Here is a 21,635-nt window from a genome sequence, read left to right as displayed (position 1 = left end):
TTTCACGGCCCTGGACCGACAGGCACCTCGAAAAAATCACCGGAGACAACCATGACCCACAATGTATCGGTAGAAGTCACCGACGGCTTCCACCTGGTGATCGATGCGCTGAAGCAGAACGGCATCGACACGATTTTCGGCCTGGTCGGCATACCGATCACGGACCTCGCGCGGCTCGCGCAGGCCGAAGGCATGCGCTTCATCGGCTTCCGCCACGAGCAGAACGCGGGCAACGCCGCGGCCATCGCCGGCTACATCACGCAGAAGCCCGGCATCTGCCTGACGGTCTCCGCACCGGGCTTCCTGAACGGACTCACGGCGCTGGCCAACGCCACGACGAACTGCTTCCCGATGATCCTGATCTCCGGTTCCTCCGAACGCGAGATCGTCGACCTGCAGCAGGGTGACTACGAAGAGATGGACCAGCTGAACATCGCCCGCCCGCATGCAAAGGCCGCGTTCCGCGTGCTGAAGGCGGAGGACATCGGCATCGGCATCGCCCGCGCGATCCGCGCCGCCGTCTCGGGCCGCCCCGGTGGCGTGTACCTCGACCTGCCGGCCGCGCTGCTGGCGCAGACCATCGAAGCGAACCATGGCAAGCGCTCGCTGGTGCAGGTCGTCGATCCCGCGCCGCGCCAGCTGCCGGCCCCGGAATCCGTGGACCGCGCGCTGGCGCTGTTGAAGGGCGCGAAGAAGCCGCTGATCCTGCTGGGCAAAGGCGCCGCGTATGCGCAGGCCGACGACGACATCCGCGCGCTGGTCGAGCGCACCGGCATTCCCTACCTGCCGATGTCGATGGCCAAGGGGCTGCTGCCCGATACGCATGCGCAATGCGCGTCCGCCGCGCGCTCGTTCGTGCTGGCCGAGGCGGACGTGGTGGTGCTGGTCGGCGCGCGCCTGAACTGGCTCCTCGCGCACGGCAAGGGCAAGACGTGGGGCAAACCCAAACAGTTCGTGCAGATCGACATCGCACCGACGGAAATCGACAGCAACGTGGCGATCGCCGCGCCGCTGATCGGCGACATCGGCTCCTGTGTCGGCGCGCTGCTCGCTGGCCTGGACCGCGCCGGCATCGACAAGCCCGAGGGCGAATGGCTGGCCGCGATCGCGGAGAAGAAGGAAACCAATGTCGCGAAGATGGCGGCGCTGCTGGACAAGAACCCTGCGCCGATGAACTTCCACAGCGCGCTGCGGGCGATCCGCGACGTGCTGAAACAGCACCCGGACATCAACCTCGTCAACGAAGGCGCCAACACGCTCGACTACGCGCGCAGCATCATCGACCAGTACCAGCCGCGCAAGCGTTTCGATTCCGGCACGTGGGGCATCATGGGCATCGGCATGGGCTATGCGATCGGCGCCGCGGTTGTCTCCGGCAAGCCCGTCGTGGCGGTGGAAGGCGACAGCGCGTTCGGCTTCTCCGGCATGGAACTGGAAACGATCTGCCGCTACGACCTGCCCGTCACGACAATCATCTTCAACAACAACGGCGTGTACAAGGGCACCGACGTGAACCCGACCGGTGGCGCCGAGCCGGCACCGACCGTGTTCGTGAAGAACGCCCGTTACGACAAGATGATCGAAGCATTCGGCGGGATCGGCTACAACGCCACCACGCCGGAGGAGCTGACGCGCGCGCTGTCCGAGGCGATTGCCGCGGGCAAGCCGGCACTGATCAACGCGGTCATCGACGAAACGGCCGGCACCGAGAGCGGCCGCCTGACGAACCTGAATCCGCAGAGCGCCGCGAAGAAATAAGCCACTGCGAGTAACCCGTTTTGTTTGACATGCCATGGCCCGGCACGCCCCAGGCGCGCCGGCAGGGCCCCGCTACGACCAAAATCACCAAGGAGACTGACATGAGCAAACCGCTGGAAGGCATCAAGATCATCGACTTCACCCACGTACAGGCGGGGCCGGCATGCACGCAGATGCTGGCATGGTTCGGCGCCGACGTGATCAAGGTCGAGCGGCCCGGCGCTGGCGACGTGACGCGTTCGCAGCTGCGCGACATCCCGGGCGTCGACGCGCTGTACTTCACGATGCTGAACTCGAACAAGCGCTCGCTGACGCTGGACACGAAGACGCCCGAGGGCAAGGAGATCCTGACGAAGCTGATCAAGGAATCGGACGTGCTGGTCGAGAACTTCGGCCCCGGCGCGCTGGACCGGATGGGCTTCACGTGGGAGCACATCCGTGAGCTGAACCCCGGCATGATCGTCGCCTCCGTCAAGGGCTTCAGCGACGGGCACCATTACGAGGACCTGAAGGTGTACGAGAACGTGGCCCAGTGCGCCGGCGGTGCCGCGTCGACGACGGGCTTCGACGACGGCCCTCCGACCGTCAGCGCCGCCGCGCTGGGCGACAGCAACACGGGCATGCACCTGGCTATCGGCATCCTGACGGCGCTGCGCGCTCGCGACGTGACGGGCAAGGGCCAGAAGGTGGCCGTGTCGATGCAGGACAGTGTGCTGAACCTGTGCCGCGTGAAGCTGCGCGACCAGCAGCGGCTGGACCGCGTTGGATACCTGGAAGAGTATCCGCAGTACCCGCACGGGAAGTTCTCGGACGTGGTGCCGCGCGGCGGCAATGCCGGCGGCGGCGGCCAGCCGGGCTGGGTGTTGAAGTGCAAGGGCTGGGAGACCGACCCGAACGCCTACATCTACTTCACGATCCAGGGTCACGCGTGGGCGCCGATCTGCCGGGCCATCGGCAAGGAAGAGTGGATCGACGATCCGGCGTACATGACGGCGCAGGCGCGGCAGGACAAGATCTTCGACATCTTCGGCACGATCGAGGAGTGGCTGAAGGACAAGACGAAGTTCGAGGCCGTCGACATCCTGCGCAAGTTCGACATCCCGTGCTCGCCGGTGCTGACGATGAAGGAACTGGCCAACGACCCGTCGCTGCGCGCCAGCGGCACGATCGTCGAGGTCGACCACAAGGAGCGCGGCAAGTACCTGACCGTGGGCAGCCCGATCAAGTTCTCGGACATGAAGGTCGAGGTCAAGGGCTCCCCGCTGCTGGGCGAACACACCGACGAGATCCTCGAGCAGCTCGGCTACAATTCCCAGCAGATCGCCGCGCTGCACGAGCAGCGGGTGGTGTGACCGAACGAGGCTGGCGGTAACGAGAGTATCCATTGCGCGCCCGCCGGGCGCGCTTTTTTTCTTCATCAGGAGGCAGCATGCAAGCGGCAGATTTCGAACAGCTCGTACGCGCGATCGGCGACGGCGTCATCGTTTGCGATGCCGCCGGCGCGATCACGTTCTGGAACGACGCGGCGACCCGCATCTTCGGCTTCACGGCCGACGATGCGCTCGGCAAGTCGCTCGACCTGATCATCCCCGAACGCCAGCGGCAGCGGCACTGGGACGGTTACCACAAGACGATGGCGACGGGCGAAACGCGCTACGGCCACGACCTCTTGCGTGTGCCGGCCGTGCACAAGGAAGGCAAGCCGCTGTCGATCGCGTTCACCGTCGCGCTGCTGCATGACGCCGCCGGTGCGGTGTCCGCCATCGTCGCCGTCGTGCGCGACGAAACGGCGCGCTGGAACGACGAGCGGGCGCTGCGTGCCCGTATCCGCGAGCTGGAGGCCGTGCCGGCGAAGTAAGCGTCAGCGCTGGCGCTGTGGCGCGCGCAGCGCCTCAACCATTGCGCGCGCGGATCTCCCAGCACGCGGCCGTGAACATGACCGCTTCGCCCTGCACGTGCGGCGCAAACCCCGCACAGGCCTCTTCGACGATGCGCGCGCGGCTTGCCTCGTCCAGCGTGGGCAGGATGCGGCCCAGTGGCCCCATGCGGCTGACGTAGCGCGGCAGTGCGACCAGAGGCATTGAGCAGCGCACGTCGGCCGGTGCGATCGTCACGTCCTGCCAGCCGCTGTCGTGCAGGATGCCTTCCACCCGCTGCCGGCGCGCGAACGCGAACTGGCCCGGCTCGTCCGGATCGCGCTCCGGCAACGGCACCAGGTGCGCGACCGCGCGCTCGGCCGCGGTCATGAACGGATTTTCCGCCGCGTCGCGCCACGCATACAGGTGCAACGTGGCGCCCGGGCGCGCCGCGCGGCGCAGGTTCGCAAAGGCGGCTACCGGGTCGGCGAAGAACATCACGCCGAAGCGCGACACGATGGCGTCGAGGCTGTCCGGCGCGAACGGGTGGCGCTCGGCATCGGCGCACAGGAACGTCGCGTCGATATCCAGCCGCGCCGCCGTCGCGCGCGCGGTGTCGATCATCGCTTCCGAAATGTCGAGACCCGTGGCATGTCCCGTGCCGGCCAGCTGCCGCGCGATGGCCAGCGTCGTGCTGCCCGTGCCGCAGCCAACGTCCAGTACCTGCGCGCCGGGTGCGATCGCCGCGGCCAGCAGCGGCTCGAACGGCCGGAACAACGCTTCCAGCAGATCCTGGTTGTCCACCCACGCGGCGCCGGCGCTGCCGTTCCACAGCGCCGCCTGCGGATTGTCGTTTGCTTCCATCGTCCCTCCCTCTCAGTGGTCCATCCCATTTTGCCACTTCAAGTTCGCTTGAAGTCAAGCGGGGACGTTCCCGGTAGCGCCCTTAAAAAACGGTTAATCGCGATCCCCCATGCTTCGGCCTGCGCGCGCTGACGCGGCGCGCTTCCCCTGTCACCGAAAAGGATGTCCATGAATCGAATATCGTTCAGCTATCGCTTCACCCGCCTGCTGCCGCCAGCCGCATGCGCCTTCGCGCTGGGCTTGCCCGGCACCGCTCCGGCCCAGGTGCTGGCGCCGGAGCTGGCGCAGGCCGAGGCGGCCGGGCCGCAAGCGCAATGGGGCCTCGGCCTGGGTGCCGGCTACGAGCGCAAGATCTACCGCGACTTCGACAACAAGGCCAAGGCGCTGCCGCTGGTGCTGTACGAAAGCCGCTGGCTCAGCGTGTTCGGGCCGAAGCTCGACGTCAAGCTGCCCATCGGCGGCCCCGTCTCGCTGCGCCTGCGCGTGCGCTACGCGGGCGACGGCTACGAGGCGGAGGATTCGCCGTACCTCGCGGGCATGGCCGAACGCAAGGGCGGCGTCTGGGTCGGCGCCGCCGCGATCTGGAAGAACAGCGTGGCGAACGTGGCGGCCGAGGCGCTTGCAGCCACCGGCGACGCGGAAGGCAAGCGCTTCAAGCTGGAAGTGAACCGCGAGTTTCGCGCCGGCGCCTTCACGGTCACGCCGCGCATCGCAGCCGACTGGTACGACAGCAAGTACGTCGACTACTACTACGGCGTGCGGGCCGACGAGGCGCGCACCTGGCGCCCCCAATACAGCGGCGATTCGACCAGCGCCGTCGAAGTGGGCGTGCGCTTCAGCTACGCGCTGCGCCAGCGGCACCGCTTCTTCGTCGACGTCAGCGCAAGCCGGTCCGGCAGCGCGATCAAGGACAGCCCGCTCGTCGAACGCGCCACGGAACCGGGCGTGCGGCTGGGCTACCTCTACGCGTTCTGAGCGGGGCAGGGCGGGAAGGCCACGCTGACCGCGAAGCCCCGTCCCGCCAGCCCCGTTCCGGTGACGATGCGCGCGCCATGCAGGCGCGCGATCGCCGCCACCAGCGACAGGCCGATGCCGCTGCCGCGGCCATCGTTGGCGCCATCCGTGCCGGCGCGCCGGTAGAAGCGCTGGAAGATGGCTTCCTGCTCGGCGGCCGGCACGCCGGGGCCGTCGTCCGCGACGGACAGGTAGACGTGGTCGGCCGCCGTGCCGCAGCGCACCAGCACCCGCCCGCCGGCGCCGGCAAAGCGCACCGCGTTATCGACGAGGTTGCGCAGCAGGGTCGCCACTTCGTCCATGTCGCCGGCGATCGGCGCGGCCGCGGTATCGAGGTCGATCGTGCAGCCGCGCCGGCTGGCGTGGAACTGCTGCTCGCGGGCGACATGCATCGCCAGCACGGCCAGGTCCAGCGGCTTGCCGCGGTCGACGGCGGCGCCGGCATCGAGGCGGGCGACGTCGAGCAGCTGTTCCGCGAGCCGGGCGCTGCGCCGCGCCACCGCTTGCAGCGTGTGCAGCGCGGCGTCCTTGTCGGCCGGCGTGGCCGCGTGCAGCGCCACGTCCGCTTGCGCCTGCAGTGCGGCCAGTGGCGTGCGCAGTTCGTGCACCGCGTCGCCGATGAAGCGGCGCTCGGTGCCGATCGCGGCGTCCAGCTGCTGCAGCACATGGTTGAACGAGCGGACGAGCGGGTGCAGCTCCAGCGGCAGGTCGCGCAGCGGCAGCGGGGCCAGGTCGAAGTCGCGCCGCCGCCGCAACGCGCTTTCGATGTCGGCCAGCGGACGCAGCGAGCGGTCCAGCACCCGGCCCAGCAAGGCCGCCACCACCAGCAGCACGGCCGTCAGCATCGCCAGCGCGACCAGCGCCTCGTATTGCATCTCGCGGTCGGCCACGCTTTGCAGGTTCGCCACCTGCACGGAGACCTGGTGGTAGCGGTCCGAGATCGTGTAGATGCGCCACTTCCTGCCGGCGACCACACGGCTGGTGAAGCCGTCGACGAACGTCGGCTGGAACGGGGCCTCGGGCGCGGACGGCGTCTTGATGAACAGCTTGCGGTCGGTACGCCAGATCTGGAACGCGAAGTGCTCTTCCATCCGCTGCATGGCCGGTGGCAGCTCAAGGCCCGGACCGAACGGCCCGCGGCCCACCTTGCCGGCCGGGATGGTGAGCAGCAGCCGCGTGCCGAACGTCTGCAGCCGGCTGTCCCAGCGGCTGCTTTCGCTATGGGCCGTGTACGTGACGACGAGGCCGACGCCGCCGATCCAGCAGCACGCCAAGGTCAGGCCGAGGACGGCGCGCAGGCGGGCGCGCAGCGATGTCACGCGCTCTCCTTGCGCAGCACATAGCCCTGGCCATGCACGGTTTCGATGATCCGTTCGCCCAGCTTGCGGCGCAGCTGGTGGATGAACACGGCGACCGTGTTGCTGCCGATGTCGCTGCCGTCGCCGTAGATCAGGGTCTCCAGCTGCGCGCGCGTGACGATGCGGTTGGCCCGCTCCATGAAGACAAGCAGTGTGCGGTATTCGAAGGCGCTCAGCGTGACGGGCGTGCCGGCCCGCGTGACGCGCTGCGTGGCCAGGTCCAGGCGCACGTCGCCGCACGTGAGGACCGGCACGGCCTTGCCTTCGCTGCGCCGCGTCACCGCGCGCAGCCGCGCCCACAGCTCGTCGAAGTCGAACGGCTTGACCAGGTAGTCGTCCGCGCCCGCATCCAGGCCGGCAATGCGCTCGGACATCTGGCCGCGCGCCGTCAGCACGATCACGGGCGTGGCGTCGTACGCTGCGCGCAGGCCTTGCAGCAGCACGAGCCCGGATTCGCCGGGCAGGCCCAGGTCGAGCAGGATCGCGGAATAGGCGTGATCGACCAGCGCGACGCGGGCCGCCGGCGCATCGCGCGCATGGTCGATGCAAAGGCCGGCTTGCCGCGCGCGCTCGCAGACGGCGGCGGCAAGCATCGGGTCGTCCTCGACGAGAAGGAGGTGCATGGATGATGGAGGCGCAAGGGCGGCACGCAGTTGGAGTGCGCCAGTATAGCGGCGGGCGATTAATGGACTTTTAAGCGGGGCTCCGCAAGCCCTCTGCCGGCGGCGTGCGGTCATGGTATCGTGCCGCGTCACATCCTATCGAGGTCGGCATGGCGTTACTGGATATCGGCGAGGTGGCCCGGCGCAGCGGCATGGCGCCGTCCGCGCTGCGCTACTACGAAGCGAAGGGGCTGATCGCGGCGAGCGGCCGGCATGGCTTGCGCCGGCTGTTCGACGGGGCCGTACTGGAACGGCTCGCGCTGATCGCGCTGGGCCGCGCGTCCGGCTTCACGCTCGACGAGATCGGCGCCATGTTCACGCAGGAGGGCAAGTTGAACATCGACCGCGCGCTGCTGCTGGCGAAGGCCGATGACCTCGACCGCACGATCCGCCGGCTGACGGCGCTGCGCGACGGCCTGCGCCACGCAGCCCGCTGCCAGGCACCCAACCACCTCGAATGCCCGACGTTCCAGCGCATCCTGCACGCCGCGGCGGCCGGTGCGCTGGGCCCGCAGCCGCAGCACGGCGGGGGCCGTCCACCATCCCGACAAGGAGCCCACTCATGAATCAACCCACCCAGCTCACCTTCATCAACGAGGCCGCCGACAGCGGCGACGTCAGCGTCGTCTTCTATCAACGCAATATGGCAGGGGGCGCGAACGACGAACCTCTGGCATGGCACGTGATCGGGCAACCTGCGCGCGACAAGCCCTACACGTTCGACGTGCCCGCCGGGTTGACGATCCACCTGGTGGACAACTGGAACAACCAGACGCCGATGCACCCGGTGGCGCCCGGCGACGTGTTCGAAGTGATTACCGACCATTCGGGCGAGCTGTTGCGGCCCACCAGCCACGCGTCCCTGCATCCCGCGGAATTCGAGGTCCACAACGGCACGCCGCGCGTGACGTTCACCGCCGAGGTGCGGCGCGGCGACCGGCCCCTGGCCCGCAAGCCGAACTTTGCGCCGGGCGCGAAGGCGCACTTCGCATTCCGCCCGACCATCTGGGTGGCCGCCGTGACGCAGGCAACGCCGGGCGCGGTACTGCCCCCATCCCCGCAAGCGCCCACCGAGTTCGCGCTGCCCGGCGCCGGCAGCGCCACGATCACGATGCACGGCGGCGGCGCGGCGCCGCTGACCTTCACGATGGACCTGTCGGCGCGCCGCTGACACGCCAGATCAACGGCCGAGCCCGTGTCCACCGTGGGGTCAACCCCGAAATCGGACACGAGCTCGGCCGTTCAGCAGTCGAGCTCGTGTCCTGTCCGGGTCTGACCCCAGAGGGACACGATCTCGGCCGTTACATTGTGCTACACAAGAATTTGTTCATTCCGGTAGGATATGTCATGCCAATTTGCAATTGATAAGTCCGGCTCATAAGCCCATGCGGCTTGGGGCAACTTATCGACACGGCCCCTGCCGGCTACAGTAGAGGGATTTCCCTTGCCTGATCGTCCACCGGGCCCCGACCTCTGGAGTTCCCATGCTGCTAGGTGCAGTCCGCGTCGCGTTGCGGCGCCCGTACACGTTCGTCGTCCTCGCGTTGCTGATCCTGATCATCGGCCCGCTGGCCGCTCTGCGCACGCCGACCGACATCTTCCCCAACATCCGCATCCCCGTCATCGCGGTGGCCTGGCAGTACACGGGCCTGCCGCCGGACCAGATGGCCGGCCGCGTGTCGACGCTGTTCCAGCGCACACTGACGACGACCGTCAACGACATCGAGCACATCGAAGCGAATACGTATCAGGGCGTGTCGATCGTGAAGATCTTCTTCCAGCCCGGTGTCGACATCGCGGTTGCGAATGCGCAAGTGACGGCGATCGCGCAGAGCGCGCTGCGGCAGATGCCGGCCGGGATCACGCCGCCGCTGATCCTGAACTACAACGCCGCGACGGTGCCGATCCTGCAGCTGGCGCTGTCCGGCGCCGGCCTCTCCGAGCAGCAGCTGTTCGACCTGGGCATGAACACGCTGCGCACGCCGCTGGTCACCGTGCCCGGCGCCGCGATCCCGCTGCCGTACGGCGGCAAGCAGCGGCAGGTGCAGATCGACGTGAAGCCGGCGGCACTGCAGGCACTGGGCCTGTCCGCGCAGGACATCGCCACCGCGCTCGCGGCGCAGAACGTGCTCACGCCGGTGGGCACGCAGAAGATCGATACACTTGAATACACGATCCAGCTGAACAGCGCACCGTCCGCCATCGACGACCTGGGGCGCCTGCCAGTGAAGGTGGTGAACGGCACCACCGTGTACCTGCGCGATGTGGCCGACGTCCACGACGGCAATGCGCCGCAGACGAATATCGTGCACGTGGACGGTGGCCGCTCGGTGCTGATGTCCGTGCTGAAGAACGGCTCCGCATCGACCTTGGCGATCGTCGACGGCGTGCGCGCCAAGCTCGATCAGCTGCGCGCCGGCCTGCCCGATGCCCTGAAGGTCGTGCCGATCAACGACCAGTCAGTGTTCGTGCGCGCCGCCGTGAAAGGCGTGGCGCTGGAAGGCGCGATCGCCGCCGCGCTGACGAGCATCATGATCCTGCTGTTCCTCGGCAGCTGGCGCTCGACGGTGATCATCGCCGTATCGATCCCGCTGTCGATCCTGGGTTCCATCATCGCGCTGGCCGCGCTGGGCGAGACGTTGAACCTGATGACCCTGGGCGGTCTCGCGCTGGCCGTCGGCATCCTCGTCGACGATGCGACGGTGACGATCGAGAACATCAACTGGCACCTGGAGCAGGGCAAGGACGTCGAGACGTCGATCCTCGACGGCGCCCAGCAGATCGTCACGCCGGCGCTCGTGTCGCTGCTGTGCATCTGCATCGTGTTCATCCCGATGTTCTTCCTGGAAGGCGTGGCGCGCTACCTGTTCGTGCCGATGGCGGAAGCCGTGATCTTCGCGATGGTGTGCTCGTTCATCCTGTCGCGCACGCTGGTGCCGACGATGGCGAACTGGCTGTTGCGCGCCCATGTGCCGCACGGCCATCTGTCCGAAGGCGGCAATCCGCTGGCGCGCTTCCAGCGCGGCTTCGAAGCCCGCTTCGAGAAGCTGCGCGAGGGCTACCACGGCGTGCTGAGGGGCGCCATCGCGCGCCGGCCGCTGTTCATCGTCGTGTTCCTTGGCGTCGTGCTGCTGTCGTTCGCGCTGCTGCCCTTCATCGGCAGTAACTTCTTCCCGTCCGTCGATTCCGGCCAGGTGTTGATGCACGTGCGTGTGCCGGTCGGTACGCGCGTGGAAGAGACGGCGGTGCGCTTCGCCCAGATCGAGCAGGCGATCCGCCGCGTGATCCCGTCCGCCGAGATCGAAACGCTGGTCGACAACATCGGCCTGCCGTCGTCGTCGATCAACCTCACGTACAACAACACGGGCACGATGGGCTCGCAGGACGGCGACTTCCAGATCGCGCTGAAGGAGGGCCACGGCCCGACGGCAGATTACGTGCGCAAGCTGCGCGACGAGCTGCCGCGCCAGTTCCCGGACACGACGTTCTCGTTCCCGCCGGCCGACATCGTCAGCCAGATCCTGAACTTCGGCGCCCCCGCGCCCGTCGATGTGCAGGTGCGCGGCCGCGACGTCGCCGCCAACTACGCGTATGCCCAGCAACTGCTGAAGCGCATCAAGGCGATCCCCGGCGTCGTCGATGCCCGCATCCAGCAGTCGAACCGCGCGCCGATGTTCAACGTGGACGTCGACCGCACGCAGGCGCAGCTCCTCGGCCTGACGACGCGCGACGTCACCAACAGCCTCGTCGTCAACCTCGCCGGCAGCAGCCAGGTGTCGCCCACCTACTGGCTCAATCCGCAGAACGGTGTGACGTACCCGATCGTGATGCAGACGCCCCAGTACGAAATGGACTCGTTGGCCGCGCTGTCCAATCTCCCGGTCGGTAACGGCAGCAACGCGAACGCGGCTACCCTGGGCAGCATCGCCAGCATCGAACGATCGAACGGCAGCGCGTTGATCAGCCAGTATGACGTGCAGCCGATGGTGCAGATCCACGCGACGACGCAGGACCGCGACCTGGGCGGCGTGGCGCGCGACATCCGCAAGGTGCTGGCCGACACGAAGGCCGACGTGCCGAAAGGTGCCTCCGTCGAAGTGCTGGGCCAGGTGCAGACGATGGAGCGCGCCTTCTCCGGCCTGCTGTTCGGCCTGTTGGGCGCGATCGTGCTGATCTACCTCCTGATCGTCGTGAATTTCCAGTCGTGGCTCGACCCGGCCGTGATCGTGTCCGCGCTGCCGGCCGCGCTGGCCGGCATCGTGTGGATGCTGTTCGTGACGGGCACCACGCTGTCCGTGCCCGCGCTGACGGGCGCCATCATGTGCATGGGCGTGGCCACCGCCAACAGCGTGCTGGTGATCAGCTTCGCTCGCGAACGCCTGGCCGAACTGGGCGACGCCTCCGCCGCCGCGCTGGAAGCGGGCTACGTGCGCTTCCGCCCCGTGCTGATGACGGCACTGGCGATGATCATCGGCATGCTGCCGATGGCGCTGGGGCTGGGCGAAGGCGGCGAACAGAATGCGCCGCTGGGCCGCGCCGTCATCGGCGGCCTGATTTGCTCGACCTTGGCCACGCTGGTGTTCGTGCCCGTCGTTTTCAGTCTCGTGCATGACCGGCACGCCCGCCGTGCCGCACAGCCTTCCTCTACCGGAGTACCCGATGCCATCTAAGTTCACCTCGCGGCCCACCGTGCTGGCCGCCGCCGCCGCCATCCTTGCCGCCGCCGTCGTCACGAGCGGCATCGTCAGCCGCCGCAGCCATGCCGAGCAGCTCACGCACAGCACTGCCGAACGGGCCATTCCGACAGTGGCGCTGCTGACGCCAAAGCCCGCCGGCGCCGATGCGATCGAACTGCCCGCGCGCGTGGAAGCGTGGTCGCGCGCGCCGATCTATGCGCGCGTCACGGGTTACGTGCGCAAGTGGAATGCCGACATCGGCACGCCCGTGAAGGCGGGCCAGGTGCTGGCCGAAATCGAAGTGCCGGACCAAGACCAGCAACTGCGCCAGGCGCAGGCCGAACTGGCCACGGCGCGCAGCAACCTGGCGCTGGCGAAGAGCACGGCCGAGCGCTGGCAGGCGCTGCTCGATGCGAAGGCCGTGTCGCAGCAGGAAGTCGACGAGAAGATCGGCGACCTGGCCGCACGCCAGTCGAACGTGCAGGCGCTGCAGGCCAACGTCGAGCGGCTGTCCACGTTGCAGCGCTATGCGAAGCTGGTAGCGCCGTTCGATGGCGTGGTCACCGCCCGCAATACGGACGTCGGTGCGCTGATCAACGCGGGCGGCAGCGCGGGCAGCGAATTGTTCGTCGTGTCCGACCTGCGCAAGCTGCGCGTCTACGTCAACGTGCCGCAACGCCAGCTGGCCCGCGTCAAGCCGGGCAGCACGGCGCAGATCACCGTGCCGGAGCGGCCCGGCCAGGTGTTCACGGCCACCGTGCAATCGCTGGCGCAGGCGATCAGCGCGTCGTCCGGCACGATGCTCGTGCAGCTCGCAGTTGAAAACCCCGACGGCGCGCTGGTGCCCGGGGCGTTCGCGACGGCGCGCTTCGATGCCGACGGCGGCACGGCCGGCGTCACGGTGCCGCCGGGCGCGCTGATCGTCGGGAAGAACGGCGTGCAGGTGGCCACCGTCGATGGCGGTAACAAGGTGCGCCTGCAGCAGGTGACGATCGCCCGCGACCTGGGCAGCGCCGTGCAGCTGGCGGGCCTCGCCGCCGGCGTCAAGGTCGTCGCCAATCCGCCGGACGGCGTGGTGGACGGCGACACGGTGCGGGTGGCGGGCGCGCGTCAATAGGCCGCTGCCGGGCGGGGCGCGGTATACTCACGGCGCCCCGTTTCCGACATCGACCATGCCACCTGCCGACCACGCCGATTCCGACGCCTCCGCCGTGTTCGAGGCGATCCACACCCTGATGCACATGTACCGCGCGCGCCAGTTCCGCGCGCTGCGCGGCGACGCGCACGAGCTCACGCACCTGGAGGGCAAGGTGCTGGGCTACTTCGCCCGTCACCCGGGCGCCACGCAGAGCGACCTGATCGCCCACTCGGGGCGCGACAAGGCCCAGCTGGCCCGCCTCGTGCGCGGCCTGCGCGACAAGGGCCTGCTGGACGCCGCTGTCGACGAGGAAGACCGCCGCAGCACGCGGCTGCACGTCACGGAGCAGGGCAAGGCCGTCGCGCGCAGCCTGCACCGTGCCGGCGAGAAGCTTGCCGAGGCGGCGATCGCCGACCTTGACGCGGCCGAGCGCCGCCAGTTGCTGGCACTGCTGGACAAGGTGCGCAGCAAACTCGATTCCCAGCCTGAATAAATTTTCGATCATCCAGCCGCGCGCACGACTGCGCCAAATTAGTTGACAAGGTCCACCGATCTTCGCGACAATAGTGGATATTGTCAACCAACAGGGGTAGCCCATGGCAGCGATGGAAACGGTAAGCCGCGTGCAGCGTGTGCGGCATGAATTGAAGCGGCGCGAGGTCGAGGTGGTGCGGATGGCGCCGTTGGGAGAGCATTTCGTGGCGATCACGTTCGGCGGCGACGATCTGGCGGATTTCGTGTCCGCGTCGTTCGACGATCACGTGAAGTTCATCTTCGACGATCCCGAAGGCGAGGTGCGGCGCGACTACACGCCGCGGCGCTACGACCGGGAAGCGCGCGAGCTGACGATCGAGTTCGCGCTGCATGGCACCGGCAAAGCTGCCACGTGGGCGCGGCAGGCGCGCATCGGCCAGCGTGCCGCGATCGGCGGGCCGCGCGGCTCGATGATCATCCCGGCCGACTACGGCTGGCACCTGCTGGCCGGCGATGCGGCCGCGCTGCCGGCTATCCGGCAGCGGATGGAGGAATTGCCGGCCGGCGTGCGGGCGATCGTCATCGTCGCGGGCGCCGGGCCGGTGGAGCTGTCCGGCGCCGCGCAGCTGGACGTGTGGCAGGTGAACGATGGCGCGGCGCTCGTCGATGCGATCCGCGCGATGCCGCTGCCGCGGGACGATGCGTTTGTGTGGTTCGGCGGCGAGGCCGCCATCGCCGCGCAGGTGCGCGACGTGGTGCATGGCGAGAAGGGCTTTCCCCGCACGGCGAGCCGGATCTCCGCCTACTGGAAGCAGGGCGCTTCCGGCCACCACGAGGATCTGTAAGACCTCCCGCGCAGTGGTTGAAGGTCGGTGGCCGAGGGGCAGTGGCTGAAGGTCAGTGGCCGAAGATCGGTGGCTGAAGGTCAGTGACTGAACGCGCCCCCGTAGCTGCGATCGCGGTCGCGCGCGAAGCGGGGCCCGCTCAGCACGCGCACTGCGATATCGCGCGGCACGCCGCTGCGCACCATGAATTCGAGGGCCTGCGTGACGCCGTCCGCGCGCGACAGGCGCACGCCCGTCGCCACGCAGCATGCCATGCGCCAGTCGGCGCGGGGTTCGTCGTTCAGCTGCTTGTCCATCGCACTCTCCGTTCTGTCCGGTTGCGGCCCATCATAGCAAGTTCGGCACTTAGCACGAATTCTTCACAATTCACTTTAAGTCCGAACCCGTTGCTGAGTGGCGATGACGCAACTCAGCAGCGCGTACGAAAGGCCTCTGGCCGGCGTCCGGGTTGACTCCGACGCCGGTTTACCTCTTTAACGCGGCTGTACGGGTAAGTGGTTGACAGGAGAGGCCTGGTTCAGAAGGAGTGCTTGATGCCCGTGATGATGCCCGTCTGCGACAGGCCCGCGCCGACGGAGCCGCCGGCCGACAGGGCGACGGCGGCGGTGCCGTCGTTGTTGACGCGCCCGCCCGCCACGTACACGGCGGTGCGCGTCGACAGCAGGTAGGTGGCGCGGATCAGTGCCTGCTTCGTGTCGTTGCCGGTGGCGCGGTAGTCGAGCTTCGCGACATGGCCGTCGATCGTCACCAGCGGCGTCAAGTTGTACGCCGCACCCAGGTAGTACAGGCGGCTCTTCGGCTGCGTGGCCGAGCCGTCGTTATCGCGCAGCAGCACGCCGCCGCCGATCTTCCAGTCCGTGCCCTTCACGAGGCCGGCCACGTGCAGGCGGCTGTCCGTCTTCGCACTCGTCGTCAGGCCGTTGGCCGCTCCGGTGCCGCCGTGGATGCGGTCGTACGCGGCCAGCACGGCCCACGTCGGGCGGTCGTAGCGCAGCAGCGCGGACCATTCGCGGCAGGCTTGCGCGTCGGTCGCCGATTCGCCGGCGCAGCTGGTGCCCGATGCGCCACCGGCGGACGACGTGTCCCGACCCAGGCTGTACGTGGCGCCGACCGTGACGCCATTGAACGTCCCCTTGTAGGCGATCGAGTTGTCGCTGCGGCCGTTCGGCACGGCCGGGTCGAGCGAGCCGACGCCGTATTGCGACGGGCCGAACACGTCGACGTCGAACGACGACACGTACAGCATGTTGTAGTTGCGCCCGACGGTGACCTGGCCCCAGTTGCCGGCCAGGCCCACCCACGCCTGGCGGCCGAACAGGCGGCCGCCCTGGTTCAGCGTGCCTGAGTCAGGCGCGAAGCCATTCTCCAAGGTGAAAATGGCCTTCAGGCCGCCGCCCAGGTCCTCGGTGCCGCGAAAGCCGATCCGCGACGGGAACATGCCGCCGCCCAGGCTGGGCGAGCGGGTCACGCCGTTGCCGGCGGCATTTGCGTTCGTGTAATGCTCGACGGCGCCGTCGATCAGGCCATACATGGTGACGTTGCTTTGCGCCCGGGCGGGCAGCGTGGCAGCGATGGCGCAGCCGAAAAGGGCTGCGGCGGTCAGTTTCTTGTTCATGCTTTCTCCTCCAAAGAATCGATGTGCAGGGGCGCACGCCGCCCGCCGCTGCCGGGGCGGAAGCGGTGCGTCCTGTGTGTCGGGATGGGTAGCCGGGCCCGCTACGGCGGCCGGTTCAGTTCTTGGCGTTCCAGTCGGCGTTCTTCGCCGCGCCGCCGACGGAGTACAGCGCGCGGGTGTTGCGCGTCTTCTGGAACTGCTCCAGCGTTTCGCCGCGCATGGCGGCATAGATGTGCAGGTTCGACACGCCAACGCAGGCGCCCAGTTTCTCCAGCAGGAAGAAGATCACGCCATAGTGGATCATGCCGCGCCAGTCGCGCGCGGCGATCAGCTGGCGCTCCGTGTCCGTCAGGCCCGCTTCGTCGTAGGTCGCTTCCGGCGCGTCGTGGAAGCGCTGGCGGAACGCGGGGTCGATCAGCTGGTGCAGGTATTTGTTGATGCGGTAGGCCCGCGCGCTCGTCTCCAGGGTGAACGGATAGGTGCCCGGCAGCGCCTCGGCGCCGGCCGTCTGCCATGCCATGTGCTCACGATGCTTCGCGAGCGCGCGCTGGTGCAGTGCCGGGTCGGCCGCCACGGCGTTCTCGTAGATCGTCACGGCGATGCCCGTCATCGACGGCAGGTAGTACTCGCGGTGCAGGCAGTTCACCTTGGCGGCCATCGCGCCGCGCATGATCATCCACATCACCACTTCCGCGCTTTCCCAGCCGCCCAGGCGCGCGAGGTCGGCGTGCGTCAGGTCCAGCAGCGCTTCCGGATCGGACTCGAACAGGTCGAGGAAGCGGCTGTCCCACTCGGTGCTGTTGAAGCCGCAGCGTTCGCCGTGCACCTGGTGCGACAGGCCGCCGGTGGCGACGATCGCCACGTCCAGGTCTTCCGGATAGCTTTCGATCGCCCGGCGCAGCGCCTGGCCCAGCTTGTAGCAGCGGCGGCCGGACGGCACCGGGAATTGCAGCACGCCGACCTGCAGCGGCACGATGCTGCCGGGCCATTGCTGTCCATCGTGCGGCCACATGATCGACAGCGGCGAGAAGCAGCCGTGATCGAGCGGCTTGTCCTGGAAGAACGACATGTCGAATTCGTCGGCCACCAGCGACTGGCCGATGTGCTGCGCCAGCCCCGTATGGCCCGCGATCGGCGGCAGCGCGCGGGCGCCGCCCCCTTCGTCCGCGGGACGGTACTCGTTGCCGATGCCGAGCGCGAACGCCGAGTAATGGTCGAAGAAGAACGACGTCACGTGATCGTTGAAGATCATCAAGAGGACGTCCGGCTTCTTGTCGGCCAGCCAGCGCTGCACCGGCTCGTAGGCCTGGAAGATCGGGGCCCAGACGGCGTCATGCTGCTTGTTCGCATCGAGCGCGAAGCCGATCGTGGGGGTGTGGGAAGAGGCGATGGCGCCGATGATGTTAGCCATGTCGAATCCAGTGTTTTTTGAAGATCAAGCCAATACGGGGCGGGGCGTGGAACGCGACAGCACGATCGACAGCGCGGCAATGGTCGCCGGGATCGCCAGGATCGCGATGACCGCCGAGAAGCCCCAGCCCAGCGACAGCAGCACGCCGCCGAGGAACGAGCCGGTGATGCTGCCGAAGCGGCCGATGCCCAGCATCCAGCTTACGCCGGTTGCCCGCACGATGGTGGGATAGCACTGCGGTGCGAACGCGTTCAGGCCCGTCTGTGCGCCGCTCATGCAGAAGCCGGCCAGCAGCACGAACAGCGCGAACGTTGCCGATTGCACGCTGCCCGATGCCAGCAGCAGGATGAACGCGGCGCCACCGATGTACGCGGTGGCGATCACGCGGTTCGGCGCCCAGCGGTCCATCAGGTAGCCGACGACGAGCGCGCCGACGGTGCCGCCCAGCTGGAACAGCGCCGTGATGTTGGCGGCCTTCTCGATCGGCAGGCCGGCATCCTTGATCAGCGTGGGCAGCCAGCCGCTCAGCAGGTAGATCACCAGCAGGCCCATGAAGTAGGTGGCCCACAGCGACACGGTGATGCGGCGGAAGTCGGGCGACAGCAGCGCTTTCGCCGGTGTGCCGGTTGGCACCTTGCGCTCGCTGATCGTATAGGCGGCAGCCTGCGGCACGGCGGCACCGCATACGCGACGCAGCGTGCGGCCGATGCGCTCGGGCGAGTGCTGGCGGGCGACGAGAAATTGCGTCGACTCGGGAATCAGCCACAGGTAGAACGGCAGGCAGGCCAGCGGAATCGCGCCGCCTACCATCAGCACCGTGCGCCAGCCGTAGTCGGGCAGGATCGCTGCCGCGCCAAAGCCCACCAGCGCGGAGCCCAGGTTAAAGCCCGTGAACATCACGGCGATCAGCGTGCTGCGCGATTTCTCCGGCACGTACTCGGACAGCAGCGTGGTCGTCGTCGGCATCGCCGCACCCAGCCCCAGGCCCGTCAGGAAGCGCAGCAGCGATAAGGAAATCACATCGCTCGCGGTGCCGCACAACACGCTGCACAGGCCGAACCAGAACACGGATGCCATCAGCAGTTTCTTGCGGCCGTAGCGGTCCGACAGCGGGCCGACCAGCAGCGCGCCGATGGCCAGGCCGATCGGCGCGGCGCTCATCACGGCGCCGAACGCCGCTTTCGAGATGCCCCATTCCTTCGTGATCGCCGGCGCCAGGAAGCCCATGATCGCCACGTCCATGCCGTCCGTCGTCACGATCAGGAAGCACAGGCCCAGCAGCAGCCATTGGTAGCCGCTCATGCCGCGGCTGTCGATATACGCCCGGACGTCGAGCGAATGTACGGTATTCATTAAGTCTCCTGTCGGTTTATTGTCGGAAGGCCGCTGCCGCGTTCACTGCGCGAAGAGGAACCATCGCAGACCAGTGTACGTTTGGACTTCGCAACAAGTATTGCTTTTGCCTGCCGCAGCGTTGCAATCTGCTTATCGGCATGCGGAAACAGGAGTAACGAAATGTAAGCCCGGAGTACCGGCGCGGCTCAGCGCCAGCGCGCGGCCACGGCCTCGATCTCGGCCAGCAGCGCATTCGCGCCGGGCGAAAGGTGGGCGCCGCGCCGCGTGATCATGCCGATGCGGCGTTCGAGTCCGGCCATGTCGTAGGGCAGCACGGCCAGCTGCGCCGTGGCGATTTCGTAGTGCAGCTGGTGGGCCGACAGCACCGTCAGCATGTCGCTCTCGACCAGCAGGCCGCGCAGCAGCGCCAGGTCGCCCGTCTCGACGGCGGGTACCGGCGGCGTCATGCCGCGCGCGCGGAAGAATGCCTCCAGCGATTCGCGCAGCGGCGTGCCGGCGCGCGACAGCACCCACGGGTAGCCGTCCAGGTCGGCCGCCCGCACCTTGCGCTTGCCGGCCAGCGGGTGGCCCCGGCGAGCGATCAGCTCGACCCGGTCCTCGATCAGCACGCGGGTATCGAACGCGTCGCCGGCGCCGGCCCGCAGCGCGCCGACGAGGAAATCGACACGGCCCGACAGGAGGCCGGCCGTCAGCTCCTCGTACGGGCTTTCCAGCGAGCGGATACGCAGTTTCGGGTGTTTCTGCAGCACGGCGGCGATCGCCAGCGGCAGCAGTTGCGAGCGGGCCAGCGGCAGCGCGCCGACGGTGACGACGCCTTCGACGACGCCGGCCAGCGCGGCGATGTCCTCGGGGATGTGGCGCAGCTCGGCCAGCACGCGCTCGAAGCGCTCGATCCAGCGCCGGCCCGCGTCGGTGGGCACCATGCCGTGCGCGGTGCGCAGGAACAGCGGCTGGCCCAGCATGTCTTCGAGCCGGGCGATCGCCTGGCTGACGGCCGATTGCGACGTGCCCATCGTGTGCGCCACCGTCGGCATGTGGTGCACCTCGGCCAGCAGCGCGGCGGCCTGCAGCCGGCGTTCGTTGAGCAGCGCCTCGATGCCGCCTACCTTGGCGCCGCTGTTGCGGTCGCGCAGCCGCAGCGCATCGTCGCGCACGTCGCGCAATTCCCCTTCGATGCGGTCGGCGCGCAGCTGGGCCAGGCGGCCGGCCGCGGTCAGCAGCATGCCGCGGCCCTTGCGCTCGAACAGCAGCGCGCCGAGGCTCGCCTCCAGCGCCGACACGGAACGGGCCACGGCGGATGAGGCGCGGAACAGCGCGTCCGACGAACGGCGAATGCCGCCGGTGGCGGCTACGACGGAAAACGCGTGCAGGTGGCGCAGGCTGATGGACATCGGCTCGTGGAGGAAGGGCAATAAGCGAATTAGAACAAAACGCCGGCCACAACGCAACCACGCGGCAGGCGCCGGCAACCATACTGGCCGCATCGACAACCAACGCCAGCCGAATCATGGAATACGCACAATCGGACTTGCGCGCCGTGCCCTGCATGCTGATGCGGGGCGGCACGTCACGCGGTCCCTTCTTCGTCGAGACCGACCTGCCGGGCGACACGGCGGCGCGTGACCGGCTGCTGCTGGCCGCACTGGGGTCGCCCGATCCGCGCCAGATCGACGGCCTGGGCGGCGCCCATCCGCTGACGAGCAAGGCCGGCATCGTCCGCCGCAGCACCACGCTCGGCGTCGACCTGGACTTCCTGTTTGCCCAGCTGCAGCCGCACAACGACACGGTGGACGTGACGCCCAACTGCGGCAACATGCTGGCCGCCGTGCTGCCGTTCGCGCTCGAACGGGGCCTGCTGCCGATCGGGCAGGGCACGACGACGGCGCGCATCCTCACGCTGAACACGGGCATGCAGTGCGACGTGACGGTGCCGACGCCCGGCGGCCGCCTGCAATACCGCGGCGCGACGCGCATCGACGGCGTGCCGGGCACCGCGGCCCCCGTCTCGATCGCATTCCTCGACACGGCCGGCTCCGTGTGCCCGTCCTTGCTGCCGACCGGCCGCACGCTGGACCGCGTGGACGTGCCGGGCTTTGGCGCCATCGACGCGACCCTGATCGACAACGGCATGCCGATGGTGCTCGTGCGCGCCGCCGATGTCGGCATCGACGGCAGCGAGACCGTGGCCGCGCTGAATGCGCACACGGCGCTGAAGGACAAGCTCGAAGCGCTGCGGCTGGCCTGCGGCCCGCTGATGGGCCTGGGCGACGTGCGGAGCAGGAACTACCCGAAGATGTGCGTCGTGTCGGCGCCGCGCGACGGCGGCGCATTGGCCACGCGCTGCTTCATCCCGCACGTTTGCCACGAATCGATCGGCGTGCTGGCCGCCGTCACGGTGGCCACCGCGTGCGTGCTGGAGAGCTCCATCACGCAGGGCATCGCCGTCGTCCCGCCCGGCCGCACGAAGTCCGTGTCGGTGGAACACCCGACGGGCGAATTCTCCGTCGAGCTGGAAGTAGACGAACAGCAGATCACTCGCGCGGCCCTGCTGCGCACCGCCCGCCCGATCATGCGCGGCGAAGTACTGATACCGGAATGAATACTGAGA

19 protein-coding genes are annotated in these 21,635 nt (G+C 68.3%); 11 read left to right on the top strand and 8 right to left on the bottom strand.

Translation table 11 applies throughout. The features are described 5' to 3' along the window. The first annotated feature begins 51 nt into the window (after nt 1-51). The 3 genes from oxc to IP92_RS18730 all read left to right on the top strand — a co-directional run bounded on the left by oxc (nt 52) and on the right by IP92_RS18730 (nt 3,616). The gene (gene oxc / locus IP92_RS18740; protein WP_145877827.1) at nt 52-1,758 is read left to right on the top strand and encodes an oxalyl-CoA decarboxylase; all 1,707 of its coding nucleotides are present in this window, start codon (nt 52-54) and stop codon (nt 1,756-1,758) included. A 101-nt stretch (nt 1,759-1,859) separates the two neighbouring features. Further along, the gene (frc, locus tag IP92_RS18735; protein ID WP_145877825.1) at nt 1,860-3,110 is read left to right on the top strand and encodes a formyl-CoA transferase; all 1,251 of its coding nucleotides are present in this window, start codon (nt 1,860-1,862) and stop codon (nt 3,108-3,110) included. Nucleotides 3,111-3,187: 77 nt separating this feature from the next. Next, entirely contained in the window at nt 3,188-3,616 is a 429-nt protein-coding gene (locus tag IP92_RS18730) for a PAS domain-containing protein (RefSeq protein ID WP_145877823.1), read from the top strand. 34 nt (nt 3,617-3,650) lie between these two features. On the opposite strand, the gene IP92_RS18725 is transcribed toward IP92_RS18730, so the two are convergent. Further along, the gene (locus tag IP92_RS18725) at nt 3,651-4,478 is read right to left on the bottom strand and encodes a class I SAM-dependent methyltransferase (RefSeq protein WP_145877821.1); all 828 of its coding nucleotides are present in this window, start codon (nt 4,476-4,478) and stop codon (nt 3,651-3,653) included. Nucleotides 4,479-4,646: 168 nt separating this feature from the next. On the opposite strand from IP92_RS18725, the gene IP92_RS18720 reads away from it, so the two are divergent. Continuing rightward, nucleotides 4,647-5,453 carry a MipA/OmpV family protein gene (locus IP92_RS18720; protein ID WP_145877819.1) on the top strand — a complete coding sequence of 269 codons (807 nt, stop codon included), beginning with the start codon at nt 4,647-4,649 and terminating at the stop codon, nt 5,451-5,453. On the opposite strand, the gene IP92_RS18715 is transcribed toward IP92_RS18720, so the two are convergent. Then, nucleotides 5,441-6,811, bottom strand: a complete 1,371-nt coding sequence (locus tag IP92_RS18715; protein ID WP_145877817.1) for a sensor histidine kinase — start codon at nt 6,809-6,811, stop codon at nt 5,441-5,443. The genes IP92_RS18720 and IP92_RS18715 overlap by 13 nt on opposite strands. Beyond that, entirely contained in the window at nt 6,808-7,473 is a 666-nt protein-coding gene (locus IP92_RS18710; RefSeq protein WP_145877815.1) for a response regulator transcription factor, read from the bottom strand. The genes IP92_RS18715 and IP92_RS18710 overlap by 4 nt, the downstream gene beginning before the upstream one ends. A 149-nt stretch (nt 7,474-7,622) precedes the next feature. On the opposite strand from IP92_RS18710, the gene IP92_RS18705 reads away from it, so the two are divergent. The 6 genes from IP92_RS18705 (at nt 7,623) to IP92_RS18680 (ending at nt 14,645) form a co-directional block, all read left to right on the top strand. Beyond that, the gene (locus tag IP92_RS18705) at nt 7,623-8,078 is read left to right on the top strand and encodes a helix-turn-helix domain-containing protein (protein WP_145877813.1); all 456 of its coding nucleotides are present in this window, start codon (nt 7,623-7,625) and stop codon (nt 8,076-8,078) included. After that, entirely contained in the window at nt 8,075-8,683 is a 609-nt protein-coding gene (locus IP92_RS18700; RefSeq protein WP_145877811.1) for a hypothetical protein, read from the top strand. The genes IP92_RS18705 and IP92_RS18700 overlap by 4 nt, the downstream gene beginning before the upstream one ends. Nucleotides 8,684-8,999: 316 nt before the next feature. Then, nucleotides 9,000-12,182 (top strand): efflux RND transporter permease subunit, encoded by a 3,183-nt coding sequence (locus IP92_RS18695; RefSeq protein WP_199271996.1) that lies wholly within the window; start codon nt 9,000-9,002, stop codon nt 12,180-12,182. Then, entirely contained in the window at nt 12,172-13,305 is a 1,134-nt protein-coding gene (locus tag IP92_RS18690) for an efflux RND transporter periplasmic adaptor subunit (protein WP_229418852.1), read from the top strand. Before IP92_RS18695 ends, IP92_RS18690 begins: the two co-directional genes overlap by 11 nt. Nucleotides 13,306-13,360: 55 nt before the next feature. After that, on the top strand, nt 13,361-13,819 hold the full coding sequence (locus IP92_RS18685) for a MarR family winged helix-turn-helix transcriptional regulator (RefSeq protein ID WP_229418851.1): 459 nt from the start codon (nt 13,361-13,363) through the stop codon (nt 13,817-13,819). A 103-nt stretch (nt 13,820-13,922) separates the two neighbouring features. Continuing rightward, nucleotides 13,923-14,645, top strand: coding sequence for a siderophore-interacting protein (locus IP92_RS18680; protein WP_307724863.1), 723 nt, complete (start codon nt 13,923-13,925; stop codon nt 14,643-14,645). An 80-nt stretch (nt 14,646-14,725) separates the two neighbouring features. Here IP92_RS18680 and IP92_RS18675 read toward each other — a convergent pair whose 3' ends face one another. The 5 genes from IP92_RS18675 to IP92_RS18655 form a co-directional block, all read right to left on the bottom strand. Further along, entirely contained in the window at nt 14,726-14,941 is a 216-nt protein-coding gene (locus tag IP92_RS18675) for a hypothetical protein (protein WP_145877805.1), read from the bottom strand. Nucleotides 14,942-15,162: 221 nt separating this feature from the next. Further along, on the bottom strand, nt 15,163-16,260 hold the full coding sequence (locus IP92_RS18670; RefSeq protein ID WP_145877803.1) for a porin: 1,098 nt from the start codon (nt 16,258-16,260) through the stop codon (nt 15,163-15,165). Between the two features lie 115 nt (nt 16,261-16,375). Continuing rightward, nucleotides 16,376-17,671, bottom strand: coding sequence for a gallate dioxygenase (locus IP92_RS18665; protein WP_145877801.1), 1,296 nt, complete (start codon nt 17,669-17,671; stop codon nt 16,376-16,378). A gap of 24 nt (nt 17,672-17,695) precedes the next feature. Then, on the bottom strand, nt 17,696-19,024 hold the full coding sequence (locus tag IP92_RS18660; RefSeq protein ID WP_145877799.1) for an MFS transporter: 1,329 nt from the start codon (nt 19,022-19,024) through the stop codon (nt 17,696-17,698). Between the two features lie 188 nt (nt 19,025-19,212). Next, nucleotides 19,213-20,418, bottom strand: coding sequence for a LysR family transcriptional regulator (locus IP92_RS18655; protein ID WP_145877797.1), 1,206 nt, complete (start codon nt 20,416-20,418; stop codon nt 19,213-19,215). Nucleotides 20,419-20,534: 116 nt separating this feature from the next. Between IP92_RS18655 and IP92_RS18650 the strand changes: the two genes are divergently transcribed. Continuing rightward, entirely contained in the window at nt 20,535-21,626 is a 1,092-nt protein-coding gene (locus IP92_RS18650; RefSeq protein ID WP_145877794.1) for a 4-oxalomesaconate tautomerase, read from the top strand. The last annotated feature ends 9 nt before the right edge of the window (nt 21,627-21,635 follow it).

Origin of the sequence: Pseudoduganella flava (genome assembly GCF_007830495.1) — a bacterium.
GTDB classification, from domain to species: Bacteria; Pseudomonadota; Gammaproteobacteria; order Burkholderiales; family Burkholderiaceae_D; genus Rugamonas; species Rugamonas flava.
The sequence above is the reverse complement of the archived record's forward strand: the minus strand, read 5'-3'. Positions and strand labels throughout refer to the sequence as shown.

Bases quoted from the DNA above. Each gene is read 5' to 3' on its own strand.
- IP92_RS18675 (WP_145877805.1), bottom strand. From the start codon at position 14,941: ATGGACAAGCAGCTGAACGACGAACCCCGCGCCGACTGGCGCATGGCA.
- frc (WP_145877825.1), top strand. From the start codon at position 1,860: ATGAGCAAACCGCTGGAAGGCATCAAGATCATCGACTTCACCCACGTA.
- IP92_RS18685 (WP_229418851.1), top strand. From the start codon at position 13,361: ATGCCACCTGCCGACCACGCCGATTCCGACGCCTCCGCCGTGTTCGAG.
- IP92_RS18670 (WP_145877803.1), bottom strand. From the start codon at position 16,260: ATGAACAAGAAACTGACCGCCGCAGCCCTTTTCGGCTGCGCCATCGCT.
- IP92_RS18655 (WP_145877797.1), bottom strand. From the start codon at position 20,418: ATGTCCATCAGCCTGCGCCACCTGCACGCGTTTTCCGTCGTAGCCGCC.
- IP92_RS18650 (WP_145877794.1), top strand. From the start codon at position 20,535: ATGGAATACGCACAATCGGACTTGCGCGCCGTGCCCTGCATGCTGATG.
- IP92_RS18705 (WP_145877813.1), top strand. From the start codon at position 7,623: ATGGCGTTACTGGATATCGGCGAGGTGGCCCGGCGCAGCGGCATGGCG.
- IP92_RS18700 (WP_145877811.1), top strand. From the start codon at position 8,075: ATGAATCAACCCACCCAGCTCACCTTCATCAACGAGGCCGCCGACAGC.
- IP92_RS18665 (WP_145877801.1), bottom strand. From the start codon at position 17,671: ATGGCTAACATCATCGGCGCCATCGCCTCTTCCCACACCCCCACGATC.
- IP92_RS18690 (WP_229418852.1), top strand. From the start codon at position 12,172: ATGCCATCTAAGTTCACCTCGCGGCCCACCGTGCTGGCCGCCGCCGCC.
- IP92_RS18660 (WP_145877799.1), bottom strand. From the start codon at position 19,024: ATGAATACCGTACATTCGCTCGACGTCCGGGCGTATATCGACAGCCGC.
- oxc (WP_145877827.1), top strand. From the start codon at position 52: ATGACCCACAATGTATCGGTAGAAGTCACCGACGGCTTCCACCTGGTG.
- IP92_RS18730 (WP_145877823.1), top strand. From the start codon at position 3,188: ATGCAAGCGGCAGATTTCGAACAGCTCGTACGCGCGATCGGCGACGGC.
- IP92_RS18725 (WP_145877821.1), bottom strand. From the start codon at position 4,478: ATGGAAGCAAACGACAATCCGCAGGCGGCGCTGTGGAACGGCAGCGCC.
- IP92_RS18710 (WP_145877815.1), bottom strand. From the start codon at position 7,473: ATGCACCTCCTTCTCGTCGAGGACGACCCGATGCTTGCCGCCGCCGTC.
- IP92_RS18720 (WP_145877819.1), top strand. From the start codon at position 4,647: ATGAATCGAATATCGTTCAGCTATCGCTTCACCCGCCTGCTGCCGCCA.
- IP92_RS18680 (WP_307724863.1), top strand. From the start codon at position 13,923: ATGGCAGCGATGGAAACGGTAAGCCGCGTGCAGCGTGTGCGGCATGAA.